16 protein-coding genes and 4 tRNA genes are annotated in these 15,061 nt (G+C 37.7%); 3 read left to right on the top strand and 17 right to left on the bottom strand.

Annotated features, from left to right (window positions below; genetic code table 11):
- Positions 1 to 84: 84 nt before the first annotated feature.
- The 10 genes from AC6I0I_RS04440 to AC6I0I_RS04395 form a co-directional block, all read right to left on the bottom strand.
- Positions 85 to 360 carry a hypothetical protein gene (locus AC6I0I_RS04440; protein ID WP_161832936.1) on the bottom strand — a complete coding sequence of 92 codons (276 nt, stop codon included), beginning with the start codon at positions 358 to 360 and terminating at the stop codon, positions 85 to 87.
- A 182-nt stretch (positions 361 to 542) separates the two neighbouring features.
- A tRNA-Asn gene (locus AC6I0I_RS04435) sits at positions 543 to 615 on the bottom strand.
- Between the two features lie 19 nt (positions 616 to 634).
- Positions 635 to 708: transfer RNA gene (locus AC6I0I_RS04430), tRNA-Cys, on the bottom strand.
- A gap of 19 nt (positions 709 to 727) precedes the next feature.
- Positions 728 to 801 (bottom strand) — tRNA-Cys (locus AC6I0I_RS04425).
- 18 nt (positions 802 to 819) lie between these two features.
- Positions 820 to 893: transfer RNA gene (locus AC6I0I_RS04420), tRNA-Cys, on the bottom strand.
- 240 nt (positions 894 to 1,133) lie between these two features.
- Positions 1,134 to 2,429, bottom strand: a complete 1,296-nt coding sequence (gene tnpC, locus AC6I0I_RS04415; RefSeq protein WP_262953812.1) for an IS66 family transposase — start codon at positions 2,427 to 2,429, stop codon at positions 1,134 to 1,136.
- Complete coding sequence (locus AC6I0I_RS04410; RefSeq protein ID WP_262953809.1) at positions 2,426 to 2,659, bottom strand: IS66 family transposase; 234 nt, start codon at positions 2,657 to 2,659, stop codon at positions 2,426 to 2,428. The genes tnpC and AC6I0I_RS04410 overlap by 4 nt, the downstream gene beginning before the upstream one ends.
- A 107-nt stretch (positions 2,660 to 2,766) precedes the next feature.
- Entirely contained in the window at positions 2,767 to 3,123 is a 357-nt protein-coding gene (gene tnpB / locus AC6I0I_RS04405; RefSeq protein ID WP_262953810.1) for an IS66 family insertion sequence element accessory protein TnpB, read from the bottom strand.
- Positions 3,113 to 3,307, bottom strand: coding sequence for a hypothetical protein (locus AC6I0I_RS04400; RefSeq protein WP_262953811.1), 195 nt, complete (start codon positions 3,305 to 3,307; stop codon positions 3,113 to 3,115). The genes tnpB and AC6I0I_RS04400 overlap by 11 nt, the downstream gene beginning before the upstream one ends.
- A gap of 93 nt (positions 3,308 to 3,400) precedes the next feature.
- Complete coding sequence (locus AC6I0I_RS04395; RefSeq protein ID WP_161832863.1) at positions 3,401 to 6,025, bottom strand: SIR2 family protein; 2,625 nt, start codon at positions 6,023 to 6,025, stop codon at positions 3,401 to 3,403.
- A gap of 219 nt (positions 6,026 to 6,244) precedes the next feature.
- Here AC6I0I_RS04395 and AC6I0I_RS04390 point away from each other — a divergent pair, with 219 nt between their 5' ends.
- Entirely contained in the window at positions 6,245 to 6,511 is a 267-nt protein-coding gene (locus tag AC6I0I_RS04390; RefSeq protein WP_161832864.1) for a hypothetical protein, read from the top strand.
- Between the two features lie 42 nt (positions 6,512 to 6,553).
- On the opposite strand, the gene AC6I0I_RS04385 is transcribed toward AC6I0I_RS04390, so the two are convergent.
- Both AC6I0I_RS04385 and AC6I0I_RS04380 read right to left on the bottom strand, forming a co-directional pair.
- On the bottom strand, positions 6,554 to 7,210 hold the full coding sequence (locus tag AC6I0I_RS04385) for a hypothetical protein (protein WP_262953649.1): 657 nt from the start codon (positions 7,208 to 7,210) through the stop codon (positions 6,554 to 6,556).
- 639 nt (positions 7,211 to 7,849) lie between these two features.
- Entirely contained in the window at positions 7,850 to 8,527 is a 678-nt protein-coding gene (locus AC6I0I_RS04380; RefSeq protein WP_161832866.1) for a hypothetical protein, read from the bottom strand.
- A 563-nt stretch (positions 8,528 to 9,090) separates the two neighbouring features.
- On the opposite strand from AC6I0I_RS04380, the gene AC6I0I_RS04375 reads away from it, so the two are divergent.
- Both AC6I0I_RS04375 and AC6I0I_RS04370 read left to right on the top strand, forming a co-directional pair.
- Positions 9,091 to 9,987: a linear amide C-N hydrolase gene (locus tag AC6I0I_RS04375; RefSeq protein ID WP_262953648.1), complete on the top strand. Its 897-nt coding sequence runs from the start codon at positions 9,091 to 9,093 to the stop codon at positions 9,985 to 9,987.
- A gap of 136 nt (positions 9,988 to 10,123) precedes the next feature.
- A complete protein-coding gene (locus tag AC6I0I_RS04370; protein ID WP_161832868.1) occupies positions 10,124 to 10,717 on the top strand; it encodes a hypothetical protein in 594 nt (197 codons plus the stop codon).
- Between the two features lie 77 nt (positions 10,718 to 10,794).
- Here AC6I0I_RS04370 and AC6I0I_RS04365 read toward each other — a convergent pair whose 3' ends face one another.
- The 5 genes from AC6I0I_RS04365 to AC6I0I_RS04345 all read right to left on the bottom strand — a co-directional run bounded on the left by AC6I0I_RS04365 (position 10,795) and on the right by AC6I0I_RS04345 (position 14,985).
- Positions 10,795 to 11,307 carry a hypothetical protein gene (locus AC6I0I_RS04365; RefSeq protein ID WP_262950232.1) on the bottom strand — a complete coding sequence of 171 codons (513 nt, stop codon included), beginning with the start codon at positions 11,305 to 11,307 and terminating at the stop codon, positions 10,795 to 10,797.
- 261 nt (positions 11,308 to 11,568) lie between these two features.
- Positions 11,569 to 12,201 carry a DUF624 domain-containing protein gene (locus tag AC6I0I_RS04360; protein WP_262953646.1) on the bottom strand — a complete coding sequence of 211 codons (633 nt, stop codon included), beginning with the start codon at positions 12,199 to 12,201 and terminating at the stop codon, positions 11,569 to 11,571.
- Positions 12,202 to 12,697: 496 nt separating this feature from the next.
- The gene (gene pcp, locus AC6I0I_RS04355) at positions 12,698 to 13,342 is read right to left on the bottom strand and encodes a pyroglutamyl-peptidase I (RefSeq protein WP_262953644.1); all 645 of its coding nucleotides are present in this window, start codon (positions 13,340 to 13,342) and stop codon (positions 12,698 to 12,700) included.
- A gap of 27 nt (positions 13,343 to 13,369) precedes the next feature.
- Positions 13,370 to 14,284, bottom strand: coding sequence for a DUF979 domain-containing protein (locus AC6I0I_RS04350; protein ID WP_262953642.1), 915 nt, complete (start codon positions 14,282 to 14,284; stop codon positions 13,370 to 13,372).
- A 2-nt stretch (positions 14,285 to 14,286) separates the two neighbouring features.
- Positions 14,287 to 14,985, bottom strand: a complete 699-nt coding sequence (locus tag AC6I0I_RS04345) for a DUF969 domain-containing protein (RefSeq protein ID WP_262953641.1) — start codon at positions 14,983 to 14,985, stop codon at positions 14,287 to 14,289.
- Between the last annotated feature and the right edge of the window lie 76 nt (positions 14,986 to 15,061).

Below are 15,061 nucleotides of genomic sequence, written 5' to 3'. Positions count from 1 at the left end.
AGCGAATCAAAGCATACATACTAGAATCCACTTCTTTTATAGATCTTATCAAACTTCACGCCATAAGATTAAATCTAATCACCTTTAACTATTTGGACGAGCATCATATTGAGTACGCATCGTCAATATTAATTGATGATGCATCGGCGATTCAACTAAAGGCATCGCTTTACATGCTACTTTTCGAACATCCCCCTGTTCTTTGTGATGACAACAAGTCGATTTTAAATAACTTAAAAACTCCATATGAGATTTATTCTGACACAGCTGCTGATTTTTTCTAAACGTCAGCTTATTATCTCCCTCCGTTTGGTAAAAAACATCGTCATTTTCTAAAATCCCCTTTAGTTTATGAGCCATTCTATCTCTCCCCCTTTGTCCTACTAATAGCATACGCGAATCCCCTCTAAAATATACGAATCTCGCGGTGAAAATACACTAAATTTTGGTAATAACACTCCGTTATCTCTCATTTTTCTATAAAAAAAGAATCCGTAAAAATTTCTTTCTACGGATTCCTTTTTACTCTAACGTCAAGAAAATGGAGGCATCAATCGGAGTCGAACCGATGCATTGGAAATAATATTCCCTGCCTTACCTCTTGGCTATGACGCCTATTTCTATTTTCTTTTAATGGAGGCGCCAATCGGAGTCGAACCGATGCTCAGGGAGTTGCAGTCCCACGCCTTACCTCTTGGCTATGGCGCCTGTTTCTATTTTCTTTTAATGGAGGCGCCAATCGGAGTCGAACCGATGCTCAGGGAGTTGCAGTCCCACGCCTTACCTCTTGGCTATGGCGCCTTTTCTATTTTCTTTTAATGGAGGCGCCAATCGGAGTCGAACCGATGCTCGGGGAGTTGCAGTCCCATGCCTTACCTCTTGGCTATGGCGCCTTTTCTTCATACTTCATTATATGCATTCAATCAAGAAAATGAACCATTTGTCCTATAAAATAGAAATATTTTTAGGCCTCATTAATTGAATGTCCACTCTCCCCTGTACAATAAAAACAACATAAAAAATGGAAACAGTCCCTGTTTCCATTGTAAGCACGTAATAATAACACGGATACAAAAATAGCTACCACTCCTGTAAACTAAAGGTACAGAGTTGGTAGCTATTATTTTATATTGTTACCGACAAATCTCTTGGACTGTTTTTGCCCATGGCAAAAAGTCCACCAATACGCCTGGATTTCGTATGAAGTCCGTATTAGGTAGTTTTTCAAAAAGATAAGTGAGATATTTGGATGGATTTAGACTATTTTCCTTGGCTGTCTCAATGATAGTATATGCCATCGCATTGGCAGTCGCACCCTTCATACTGGTTGAAAAAAGGTAGTTTTTACGGCCAATCGCGATAGGGCGAATTGCTTGTTCAGCTAGATTATTCGAGGCTTCAAGATTTCCATCATCTAAAAAGCGCAAAAGCTCTACCTTTTGATTGAGGGCATACATAACCGCTGTTTGAAGTTTTCCTTTCATCACATAGAAGGATTCGAGCCACTTGAAAAATTCTTCGATGACTGGTTTGATGATCAGTTGGCGCTGTTTTTGACGTTGCTCAGGAGATAAATCTTTAATCGTCTTTTCAAAACGAAAGATTTGATCGCAGTATTCGACTGCCTTTTTTGCCTTACCATTATTCCCAGGTATCTCAAAAAACTTTCTTCTGACATGAGCCCAACATCCAACTAATTTCACGTTGGGAATATTTTTATAGCCCGAATACCCATCACAGTGAAGATAACCTTTAAATCCTTCTAAGATAGTGGTTGCCACCGCGCGTTCACGTGTTAGATCAGCGTGGTAATAAGCTACAGGATGTTGGGCATTTTTGATGGTTCTAAATAACCAAATCCTTGATTGAGAGGTGGCAGGTTTTCCATCCGCTCGATTTAAAATTTGATACGGTGTTTCATCTGCGTGTAAAACGGTCTGTTGAACTAGTTCATCTCTCAATCGCTCATAAATCGGAAGTAACCAATCATAAGAGGTAGTGATTATCCAATTTGAGAGCGTCTTATCACTCACACTTAATCCATAGCGTGCCCATTCTGATACTTGTCGATAACAAGGAATACTTAAGACATATTTTTGATGAAAAACTTCAGCTAACACACTCGCTCCGGCAAAGCTTCTTTGAATCGGAGCTTTTGGAGTTTCGGCACAACGAATCGGTTTAGCTTCGATCGATGCATCATGACAATCACATGCATACGCGTAACTAATGTATCGCTTTTTATATAATCGGGCTGGAACGAAACAAACTTCGTCACGAATGACCTTTTTTCCTATCCGTTTCATTTCGTTTCCACAATTTGTACATAAGCAGTCTTCTCCATGTAATTGACAATGGATTTCCTCAATCGGTAAGTCCTTGATTAATTCTGCCTTCCTTCCCTTTTGTTTTTTACGTCGATAGGTTATTTCTTCGACGGTTTGGTCTTCAGTTGTCTCTGTCTCTTCAAAAAATTATCTGGATTAAATAATGAAATTTGGCCATCGGCTACTTTAGTCTTTTCACTCGAAGATCCAAATAGTTTTTTAGTCATGCATTGAATTTGTTCATTTAATTGGCGAACTTGTTCTAAAAGTTCTTGATTTTGCGCAAGTAAGTCTTTGTTTTGTTTCATTAATTGTTGTTCAAGTTCTGTCATCAAATTCGCCTGCTTTCAAAAAGGTTTCGTTGTAAGATTAGTATACCTAATCTTACAACTTATGAAAATAGAAATAAGAGATTTTTGTCGAAAATCCCTTATTTCTATTAGTATAAACATCCTGTTTTAGCAGGTTTAATGGCTTTGGGTTGTTGAATGGATAACCCCTCTAATAACCAACGGAGTTCTTGGGCCGTTAATTTCTTAACTTCGTCTTGATCTTTAGGCCATTGTAAATTTCCATTTTCAATTCGTTTGTACAATAACATAAATCCATCACGATCCCAGTACAAAGCTTTATATCGATCCTTTTTTCTTCCACAAAACAAGAAGATGGCATCATTAAATAAATCTAAGTTGTATTTATCCGAGACAACACTAGCTAAACCGTCAATCCCACAACGCATATCAGTATGGCCACAAATGATAAAGATATTTTGAACCGTAGTAAAATCAACGAGCATACTTAGACATCTCCGCTAGAACAGTATGTAAGATATATTTGTTCACACCATTGTAAAACGTAACTTCAGCATCCTTAATTTTAAAGTGACAAACAGGTGTATTTTTATTAGTCTCAGATACTGAATTAGACTTTAAATTAGAGTCACTCAATGCGACTGGAACTATAATAGGATTTTCTTTCATAAAAAATAGACCTCCTTTTCTTTGATAGCTACAGTATAGCTCAAAGATGGAGGTCATAATAGACATGTTTATATTACGTGCTTACTTTCCATTTTAGTGATGAAGGTGTTCATAAACATCAAAGAAAAGTTTAATCCAATGCGAGGGTGCCTTCCCATCCCTAATGTTTTGAATTAACCGTCCAGTTATGTCTTTCCTATAAGGGCTCTGTGCCAATTGCCGGTGAATAGCAACAGGGAGTTCAAATAACCATTCATCTTCAATCATTAATAAGGCTCCTTCGTGGTAATGAATTAAAAAATGAGCCTTCTTATCTTGTTCCATTAACTCCTCGAATCCGTCCTCTCTTAAATACTGACATAAAATCCACTGCGCTACCGTTATTAAATCTTTTGGAGCACGTTGTAAATGATGGTAAATACCATTAGAAAACTGTTGGTAATCCATCTCAATTTGAGCCTCGATTGCCTGTTGAATCGATCTAAAATTAAAGCAAGACTGCCACCTTCTCTCTAATTCCAATACGATCCGCTCACGTACATCCGATAAGGTGATATTAAATAACATAATGAGCTCATCATCCGTTAATTGATTGAGATACATCCTTACAAGTGAAGATAACTCACCATTTGGTCCCGTTAAAAAGGAGGCTAACTTCACATATTCCACGTCCAAAAATTCATGAAGGACATGTCTCCCTACAAAGTGCCGTATTAACTGTTGCTCAATCATCCCCTCAATCACCGGACACAGTTGAGGACGTGACGTTAAAAATTCAAGGCACTCCCCAATCGTGGTAGAGACCATCACTTGACCAAATAAAAAACGAACCATTCGAATCAATTGTTCATCATCCATAGACAATAATCCATACACCTCTAATAGTGTTTGCCTCATTCTACAAATTCCCTGCTCAATCTCTTTTGAAAGCGCCCGATTCGTTAATAAAGAAAAAACTTGTTGACCATACTCTATTAATTCATCCACATGTTTTGTCTGTAAACGCGTGATTCCCATTCGAGCGATTAAACTTTGAAGTTCTTTACGGCTCATATAATGAATCATTAAATAAAGGGTAAACGAATCAAGTTCTTGAGCACCTTGCATCAAACGCATCTCTATATATTTTTTATATAAGTAAGTCACCTCCTGACAATGATTAATGACTAACTTATTTTCATCAATAAATTCAAATAATTCTTGAATTTTAAATTGCACCTGCTCTAATTGAGAAGACCCCTTGGTCAAATCATCCGTTAAAACAAGTACCTCATTTAAATACTGATTAATAAAAGAAAAATTACTCAAATCAGCTAAAAAAACATACTTTCTCTTAAAACTAGCCGGCAAATGATAATAGAGTAATTCCAAATTCAGCTGAGAAATCTCATCAGCAACCCCTAAACCCTCTTCCGGCGCTAAACGCGAAACAATTAATTTCCCTACGAAATACCGATTAAACTGAGCTAAAAAATAAAGTAAATAATGTCGGCTCTTAAACGCCTCAACAGCTGTCTTCTTATATAAATCGTAAGCGTAGGACCAATTACCATGTCTAAACTGATAGTAAGCTCGATGATAGTGCTGCCAACTCCCCCCCTCGTTAACACAACATTCCGATAAAATACTCGTATATGGTGGCATTAAATAATTTTTTTTATTGTTATTGAGCTCATACACCTCTCCATCCCTAGAAAACACGCGGCTAATTCCCGCTTTTTTTAATAACTCAAAGGTTTCATCTTTGAGCTGACTCGTTTCTAACAACGTTAACTCTCCTAATTCTGAAACTTTGTCCTCAATCAATAACCTTAAATCCTTTAATCGTGCCCGTTTCAGCTCAATCAGTGGACGCAACTGATAAGTTAATTTTTCTTCCTTTGACACATGTTGATACATATTTTCTAAATTTAACGAAGAGAGTGTCCGAAAAAATGAGCGATAACGTTCTAGATACGGATACTTTTCTGCCTCTTTTAGAAGATAATTCACATCTATTACATGAATACCTTGAGATTTATAATAATCAAAACTATTATGATCAAGCATCTGTTCTAAATAAAGCAGATAAACGGGTTGAAAACTACTTCCTTGTAATTCCTTCACCCAATTTAAAATCAATTTCATATTACGGTCATTTAATGAATATCCAACAAAGAGCGTCGTATTCGATGCAATAATTGATTTGACCATCGTTTCAATGAGACGAAACTGGCGGCTATAAGAAAGATAGTCGTTTTCTTTTAAAACAACATTCTGATGCCGAACATCTCCATGCATCTTAATTAAAAACTTCTTTGTTCTCGTCTGAGAAACTTCCTCATCCTTTGCAATCACATCATAAAATAAGCCTCTAGCATAAATAGCCTGTTCTAGTAAATCATCATAATTAGTTGTGATTAAATGGACCGGATTTAGTTTTAAAATCTCATCATGAATCAAATTACTTTGTAAATCCAAATCAAAAATATCCCGCAATAAATCATAATATTCTTTATGCCCGCGCAAATTATAATATTTTTGTGGAATTCGTAAATATTCATTTTGCGAGTACTTCTCTTTTTGTTCAGAAAAAGGACCGGCAAATTGGTCAATAACCTCCTTCCACGAAGGAAAATGAGAGAGCATCGACACCCCCGCCCCAACAACAACCACTAACTTGTTATCTTCTGACGCCCTTTTAATAATCCTTAAACTCTCTTGAATAAATGGTTCCATTTGTACCCCCATCCCTGTGTGTCTTCTAATCAATGCCTACATGACGCTCATCCCAATATGCTTAACGATTCCATCGATGCCTAATCACTCACGGTTTATCTCTCCTATTTTATGAGGAATCTCCTCCTAGCATACCGTTCGTTCATCACAAACTAAATTCTTTCAATTATATTCTTTTGAAAATAGGTTAAACTAACAGTAACTATAGGAGGGATTCTTGTGAGCCTAAAAGAAACATATGATGATTTATTTTTCAAATCTTCGGAAGTCCAAAAGAATTTAGAAACATTAAAACAACGAATGGAAGAACTCGATACACAAATTCAAGTGATTGAACGAAACCCTAATTTTTTAGAAACAGACGTTGAACCATTGTATGAGTTACTTTGGAAGGCGAGAATAGATTATAAAAAACAACAAACCGAATTTCATACTTTAACGCTCCAACTCCAACAGCTCAACCATATTCTTGAGGATCTCCACTAGTCCTCTCTCTTCACCATAAAAAAAGCATCCTATGATGCTTTTTTATTTCAAGTAAATCGGATGATAAGAAGCAATATAACCACTGTCACCATTAGGTTCAAAAACGACGGTAGCTGCTCCTACCTTGTGGCAATCAACAGTCATGGACCACCCTTTATCTAAAATCAGTTGATCTCCTAACATCCTATCCTCTAATTCATATAAATCTAAATCAATCGTATAAGTCCCATCCTCATTTTGCTGACACTGATAAACCTCAGGATAAATCGCATCTTTATGAACAGGAATTTCTGGACGTGCAACATAATCCCCTAAATCAATATAGATATTATCAATGACAAGGTCTTCATTAAAATAATGATCAATTAATGACTTCATCATCTTTTTATCGAAAGCGACATACACCTCTTCATTTTTAAACATCTGTTCAACCATGGCTGGATACTCAAGTTCAAGCATATAAGAGGAAAAGTTCAAAAGTTGAAGCGTGTGTTCCTCATCCGCTTCATAATCTAAAAAGTGTGTCACCGTTAATGCGCTAAAATACTCATTTAACTCACCCACCTGTACATCAGAAAGCGGAATAACCCATTCCTCTTCGGTTTCAACAGATACTGCCTTACTGTTTCCAAAGCTCAATAAAATAACTACACATAACATCGCCAATGAAAACCAAACCATACCTAACACCTGTTTCATTAAAAATTCGCTCCTTTAATCTGTTCTCATAAAGATGATTTTGTTTATAAATGCGGATTCAACACGCTCTCAAACCCTTTGAGTTAGAGTGAGTTAAAATCATCTTCATCCATCGAGCAGATTTTTAAATTTACCTTGCTAGATAAAACCTTATGCCTGTGCAGATAAATTTTTACGATTCTTAAAACATGGATGGCGACACCGGCAACTTTCTTACCATTACCCCACCATCAGAAGGAAGCACTGGTTAAAATATAAAGACCATTTCCATTTGATAGATTTGATGATTAAACCTGTTGCAACGCAACCCTCTCTTCCATCATGCGACAAATTAATGATTGATATCTATTATAGTTTATTCCACAAGCCTAAAAAAGTTGACAATGTAAAAGGCTATAACTGGGATCTGTTATAGCCTTTCGTAGTGATGTGATTAATTATTTAGACATTCCCATTCACATATATATGTCCTTTAATCCCTAGATAGACCTTTAGAAGAAATAAAAGTTAAAAGTTGACCGATTTATTCACCCCTTCAATGGTTACACACCATCGATTAATAAACCCACGCCCGCATCGCCTACGATGCCCATTCCAAACAGGACCCTAGCTTCGGAAGCCTCCCTCTGTTTCTACGTTTTAGTGCATAAAAAAATGTCCAGTAGGTGATAAAGTTATCACATACTGAACATCTGCATGAAATGGCCTTGAGACTTCTAATTCAAATTTTCCATACGTTGATTCCATAGTCGTCAAGGTTGCATTTTGTGGACTCGGGGTTGAATGAACCTTAAAGGATTTAATAATAGTCTCCGTTACCTCAAGCGTGTTTGTAAAATTTCCTGTAAACGATACGGTAATCTGTAATAATCGTTGATGTGAAATCAAGAATGCACGCGTCACAACCCCCAACTGCTTTACCGACTCCCGAATAACAAGTGCTGGATGACCATCAATCACCGTCTCCACTAACTCATCAATTCCCACCTGGTTTAATTCACGTTTTACCAACTGTTTTAAAAATTTTCGTTGATCCGATTTCGTATGAAAAGAGGCCAAATCTAATCGTCGATTACGAATCGTTACCACCAATGGAGCAAGCATATAATCCTGACATTGGCTTCCCTCATAAGCAATAAAATCATACCCGTCACGATAATGGTCCACTTTTAGATGATTAGGCACTAAAAGACTATAATTAGATGCCCCATACGCTTCTAATTGATGATAGACATACTCGCGACAAGCGTATTTTCCTAACAACTCTTCTAAATTTAACCCCTGAAGCGTTGTGCAGAATTGATGATTTAATCTCATGAATCCATTTCCCCTTTTATCAAAGATATTCGATTGTAGTCGTCTTTTTTACTACATTGTCATTGTATGGGCCAAAGTGGTTTTTTAGACATTATTTTTTTCACCCTTCACTTTAGCCTCCCTTATCTATCTCGCTTAAGACGATTAAAACCCCCACCTAAAGATATTCATTTATACAAAAAGACATTCCACTCTTCTCTTTCCACTTTTTTCATAGCATGCGAATCTGTACAAAAACACTGTAACGCTTCAACACCCCGCCGCTCTCACAAAAGAAGGGGGCACTAAAATTCAATTGAAAACGCAGTAACATGACGGTATACTAAAGGTTATCTATTTAAAAATAGGTTCTATTTCCAATCACTCATTAAAGAAATAGAACCCAACCATAATAAAACAGAGAAAGGATGGTGAATCCGGTTGTTCATGTGATAAAATGGCTACCTCTCTCTAAGAGATGGCGGGTTCGGGGGCAGCTTGTCCCATCACGCTTCATGTAAAAAGAAGTCAACTGACCTGAATCAAATGTTGTGCCTTTTATTCGATGATGACAACCTTATACGATGTGTACAGCAATCTCAATCAAGCATCAAACAGACCACGCATTTTTAGCAAGAAACTTTGATTATGATTCGACCAGTCAATTAAAGTTAGCTAAAATTCCAAGAAATTATAGCTCCCCGCTTGAACCAACGCTCAACACCTTTAAAACCCGATATTCGATCATTGGCATGATGCTATGGCATGAAGGAACCCATGTCCTAGTAGATGGCATGAATGAAAAGGGGCTATCAGGTGCCATTTTAAATTTACCTGACGCCTGCGTGTGGAATAAAGCCCTCATTTCCGATGGCATCAATCTCTTACCTACCGATGTCTCCTTCTATTGTTTATCGCAGTTTTCTTCTGTCACCGAATTAAAGGCGGCCATTCATCAACTCAATATTGTGGCCCCCGAGGATCATCCCTTTGCTAAAACCACTCAAATTCACTGGATGTTTTGCGATAAAACTGGTGAGTCAATCGTCGTCGAACAAACGGAATCAGGCCTATGTATTTATGATAACCCTATTGGGGTTCTAACTAATGGGCCAACCTTCGATCAACAATTAATCAACATTTCCCCCTATCTCAAAGATAGCCAAACGGCTCCTCCCCTCCCAGGAGATGATTCCTCTCCCTCACGCTTTATCCGGGCGGGGTATTTAAAACACCATCTTCAATGGACTCAACAGCCGCTATCGACGGTAACTCATTGCTTTCACATTCTAGGAAATGTCGCCCTCCTTCCTGGGATTTTAAAGCAAACACAAGGAGAAGAGTTTGAGACGCGTTATACAGCTTGTATGGACCTTAAACACTTGCGCTATTACCTGAAATGGTATCATCATCTAAAGACTCAAATCATTGACTTAAAACAAGAGCAGGATGAAAGCAAGACGCTGACTTTTTTTGAGTAAATCAAACGGTTCCTTTGCTCCTCACTTCTTTTGTCTAGTTGTGTCATCTTTGTCCTAAAAGAGATGGCGGCGGATATACTTTAGATATATCCATGTATATCTTGCGTTCAATTATAAGAAGAGAGGATTGACCAACGTGAAAAAATTTATTGCTATTTTATCTGGATGTATCACTATTCTACTTGTTGCCTTTTTCGTATACAATCGTTTAGGAGCTCAAACGACACAAGAAGCGATGACCATTGCCGGGTTAAATACTCTTGAAGTCCTTTACGAAAAGAAAACAAACGATGGGTCGATTTTACTTTATCGGACACCTGGTGAGGAGCAGCTATCTCTCGCGTTTTTAAATCGGAATCTTTTAGGATACGAATACATTGACAGCGCGATCCAATATGAAACAACTTCACTTGAGGAGCAAGCGGGGTTAACGTATGTTTCCCTAAAAAAATCTGATGCCATCCCTTATACCATTTACGCCGGTGTTACAACAAATCCTGACCTTTTCGAAGTATTAGTCACGGAGCCAACCTTCCAAATTGCTCACAGTGCTAAAGTATTTGAATCAAATATCGAAGGAACTTATATCTGGATGGCCTACTCAACTGATTTTACAGGAGAAAACTTTTCTCTTATTGGTTTAAATCAAGAGGGAGACATCATTGGAGATTTAGAAACAGTCGGAACAACCGTCACCATTCACCCTGTTGATACGGCAGAAGCAAATTAAAAAAAAACATCTTTACGATGTTTTTTTTTGTTTTGCTGGGGGCAAAAAGTCGCCCCCGTCTATGTTTTTATCTCATTTTAATAAACAAAATCGGTATGCGTCCACTGACGGAAAAAATTAATATCTCGAATACTTCCATCGGAATTTAAGACGCCTAAATAAACACCGTCATTTCGTCCCACTTTGAAGATAGCATTCGCGGTTCCTTCTTTAGACGAAATCCCCATGTCCTTCACACATTTCGCAAAAATCTCTTTCCCTACCCCATACGTTTCAGTAATGTAAGCAACTAAATAAATATCAATCGCACCGGCACCCAGTTCTCTTGGGTCTTTTCGCAAAAGATGTTCCTTTATAATCTCAGGCCAGTCCTCCTGATAACTCTCTAATAATAAGTCTTGAATTTCATTAATGCAATACGCCTTATAGCAACGTTTCTCTCCCTGTTTTAACATCGATGCATCGCCATTTAAGTCAACTAAATGGACTAACATCTTCTTTAATCCACATAAAATGGGAATGACCTTCGTCGTTAATGATCGCCCTTGTAAATAGTCCGGTAAAATAATCTTTAAATTCTCATCTTTCATAACCTCTCCCCCAATTAATGTAAACCCTTTCTAATAGTTAATTCACGTCTATTATAGGTCCTCTTGCTAACTTTTTCAACATGAATTGCTAAATTTTTGAAAATTAATGGATATAAATCCCAACTTCTCCTTTTTTATCAGAGATACCGACCTCACGTTCAATATATGAGCCGCTTCTTATTTGGTGTCACTCCACAACCAAGGAAGCACGACAAAATAAAAAAGGCTAACTAGCCTTCCTCATTATTCAACACAACCGCTTTATTCTTTAGTCCCACTTTCCTGAATAATGGCTTGATTAGACCAAAATTTAGAAATTACTTCATCAATCATCAGGTTGGCCCCAATTGCAATCATACCTGGTAAAATAATAATCAGACCGGGAATATAGTACAACAAAATAAAAAAGGAAACAATCATGCCAAATAGTTTTAACGAATTGGAAAATTGAGTATGGGTCAACAAAAAAGAGTCTCGTACCATTTTAAAGCAGCTGATTTGATAATTCGAAAAAATATACACTAAATACGTACTAATGAGCGTACACTCAAAGAAAACAATCCCCATTAATAAAAACTGCAAAATAGAATCACCAGTTGATCCTCGATGAGAAACAATCAAATAAGTTAAACTTAAAAACCATAAAAGGGTCAAAAAAAGAGTCAACCACATGGACTGCAACAAATCTGCTCGATAACACTCTAAAAAATCATTAACGAGTTGATACTCTTCTTTTAAAGCTTTTTTCCTCCCAATATAAAACAACGCTTTCGTTGAAGCTGCTATCGTAAAAATAGGTAAACAACCAATTAACCATAAAATTGACACAACCGCAAGATCACAAATTTCATCTATCACTTTAAAGACAAAATAACAATCCGGTTCCTTTTTCATTAAAAATCCCTACCTTTAATTCAAATATTATTCAATCATCCACAAATCTTTTACCATTATATTATAAAATATAACATTTTCATCTTTTTTTCAACAATAAAGTCGTGAGATACCGATTACACGATTAAAAAAACTAGCCCAATTAACAACGGCTAGCCTCTTTATCCCAAATTATATGAACGATCTTCCTCAATAGACCCGCTTCCTGTTCCTGACCCTCTCTCAACCGTCATTCTTAAAAAATGTCCTCCCCCTATTTGTTGAACGTCATTTTAGAAAGAATCGCTCAAACCCATGGGTCGTTCTAAAAAAAGAGCCTGTTTTTTAACAGCGAATAGAACCCATCCCTCATGAAAAAATAACGTTCAATCAAGCAGTTGACTCTTCCATAGGGTCTGACGATTATTCTTTTATAACCACCACCCACTCATCTAACATGGCAGAAGATTACCGCTTCACTATTTTTCATAAAAAAAGAGGGCGTTCGTGCCCCCTTTTAGCAAACAGCTCCACCTGTTTCCTTAACGTCTTCCTCAACGCTAATGACTGTTTTGATAAGTGCGGTCAATCCTTTCACAATTTCATCTTGTGACATCGATGGCATCGTTGGCTTGTCAACGGTTTGCATCGGTAAATAAGGAATGTGAACAAAACCAGCCTTTAATTTTGGCGCCTTCGTTGCGGCGTAATGTAAGGCACCGTACATCACGTGATTACATACAAATGTTCCTGCTGTATTCGAAACCGCCGCCGGAACAAAGGATGCTTTCATATCACGCACCATCGCTTTAATCGGTAACGTTGAAAAATAAGCAGCCGGCCCGTCTTCGAAGATGGTACGATCAATCGGTTGTGCCCCTTCGTTATCGGGAATACGCGCATCATCTTGATTGATGGCCACGCGTTCTACAGTAATATTAGGGCGTCCTCCCGCTTGTCCCACACAAATCACCGCATCAGGTTGTTCTTCATCAAGTAAGGTGTACAAAACATCAAGACTACGATCAAAAACAGTAGGAATTTCACGTTTAATAATTTGAACCCCTAAAATTTCATCCGGTAATTGTTTAACTGATTCTGTCGCCGGATTAATCGACTCTCCTCCAAATGGGTCAAATCCTGTCACTAATACTTTTTTCATAAAAACACTCCTTTAACCTCTATCTTCTTAAAAAGCTAAATATCGCATTAAAATAATATGAATGACTAACATAATAATCGCAACCGGCGCTTGAGCCTTTATCACGCCGTATTGATTTTTTAAATCCAAAATGGACGCCGGTACGATATTAAAATTAGCCGCCATCGGCGTTAATAAGGTCCCACAGAATCCAGCTGTCAAGGCTAACGAACCTGCAATCACTGGATCAGCGCCTAAATTAAAAACAAACGGAACCCCAATTCCTGCAGTAATGACCGAAAAGGCAGCAAAGGCATTTCCCATGACAGCTGTAAATAACACCATTCCGACGCAGTAGGCAATCACACCTAACCAAATATTATGAGTAGGAATAATTTGACTCACACCATTAGCAATCACATCCCCAACTCCTGCCACCGTAAATAACGTTCCAAGTGCCGCTAAAATTTGAGGTAAAATAGCAGTCGGTCCGACTTGACTTAAGAGACGGTTAGCCTCTAAATTCGCTTCTTTAACTGACGATTTTGAGATCATCATAATGATAATTAGCGCCCCAATTCCACTTAAACCAATGGCGTTATAGGCCCCTAAGTTTGTAAACTGAGCAATAACAAAGGCTAAAAAGGCCAACACAAGAGCTGGAATAAATAATTTATTTCCAATCTTTTGGGCAGATTCCTTTTTAAACGCTTCACTCGTTGTTTCAAAATGAACCATTTTAACTTGTTTCGTCGCTGATAAAATGGCCATGACAATGATGAGTCCTCCCACCACGTTAGCTGGAATATAATCTCCAAAAATAAAGATAATTCCTAGAATAAACCAAAAGAGGGCGGTTCCCCAGCGCGCTTCCTGCCCTTTATTCACAAGGGAAAAAACACCTAATGAAATACTAATTAAACCAATAATGGTATAGATAATAAATAAAAGGATCTCTGTCACTCCTATTTCCCTCCTTTTGACTCTAACGCCTCGTGCATACGTTGCCGTCTTTTCTCATTTAGTCTAAATTGAATAATCCCAATGATTAATGCCAAAAGAGCAATCGGTAACGTATAAAGGGCAATAGTTGTCGGTCCTTGCTTTTCATCAACAGGAATCCCTAATTCCGTCAATGTCCCTACAATAAGCATGACACCTGAAGCTCCAATGAATAAATTTTGACCAAAGAAATTTCCATAGTTCTCTGCGGCAGCTGTTAACCCTTTAATTGACTCCAGATCGTTCTCCGTTACCTCTTTATATTTAGAACGCGTCGCCCCTTCGGCCATCGGCAATACAAGCGGTCTCCCAAATTGAACATGACCTGACATCCTGATACTAAGGGCCGCCATCACGAGACGGAACGCTAAATAAATACTTAAAACACCGTCCGCCTTCGCATTTTTCAACCGCCCAATTAACCAAGCAGCACGTTCCTTTAATCCATAACGCTCCATTAACCCAATAACAGGTAAGGTAATGATAAACAATGTCATATAACGGTTGGCAACAAACGCCTCCCCGAGCTTTGTTAAAATTTCATTAAAATCTAGTCCACCAACAAAACCTGTAGCGATTCCCGCTATCACAACAATGGCAAGCGTGTCAATTTTCAAAATAAAACCGATAATAATAATAAAAATACCAATTAAGCTTAACACATAATCCCTCCTTCACTATCATACATATCTTCTATTATACCATACTTTTCAAGCTGTCTTTCCTTTCATTTATTTG

Source organism: Turicibacter sp. St.80E1 (genome assembly GCF_059728495.1).
Note: the sequence above shows the minus strand (reverse complement) of the source record. Positions and strands in the feature narration are given on the sequence as shown.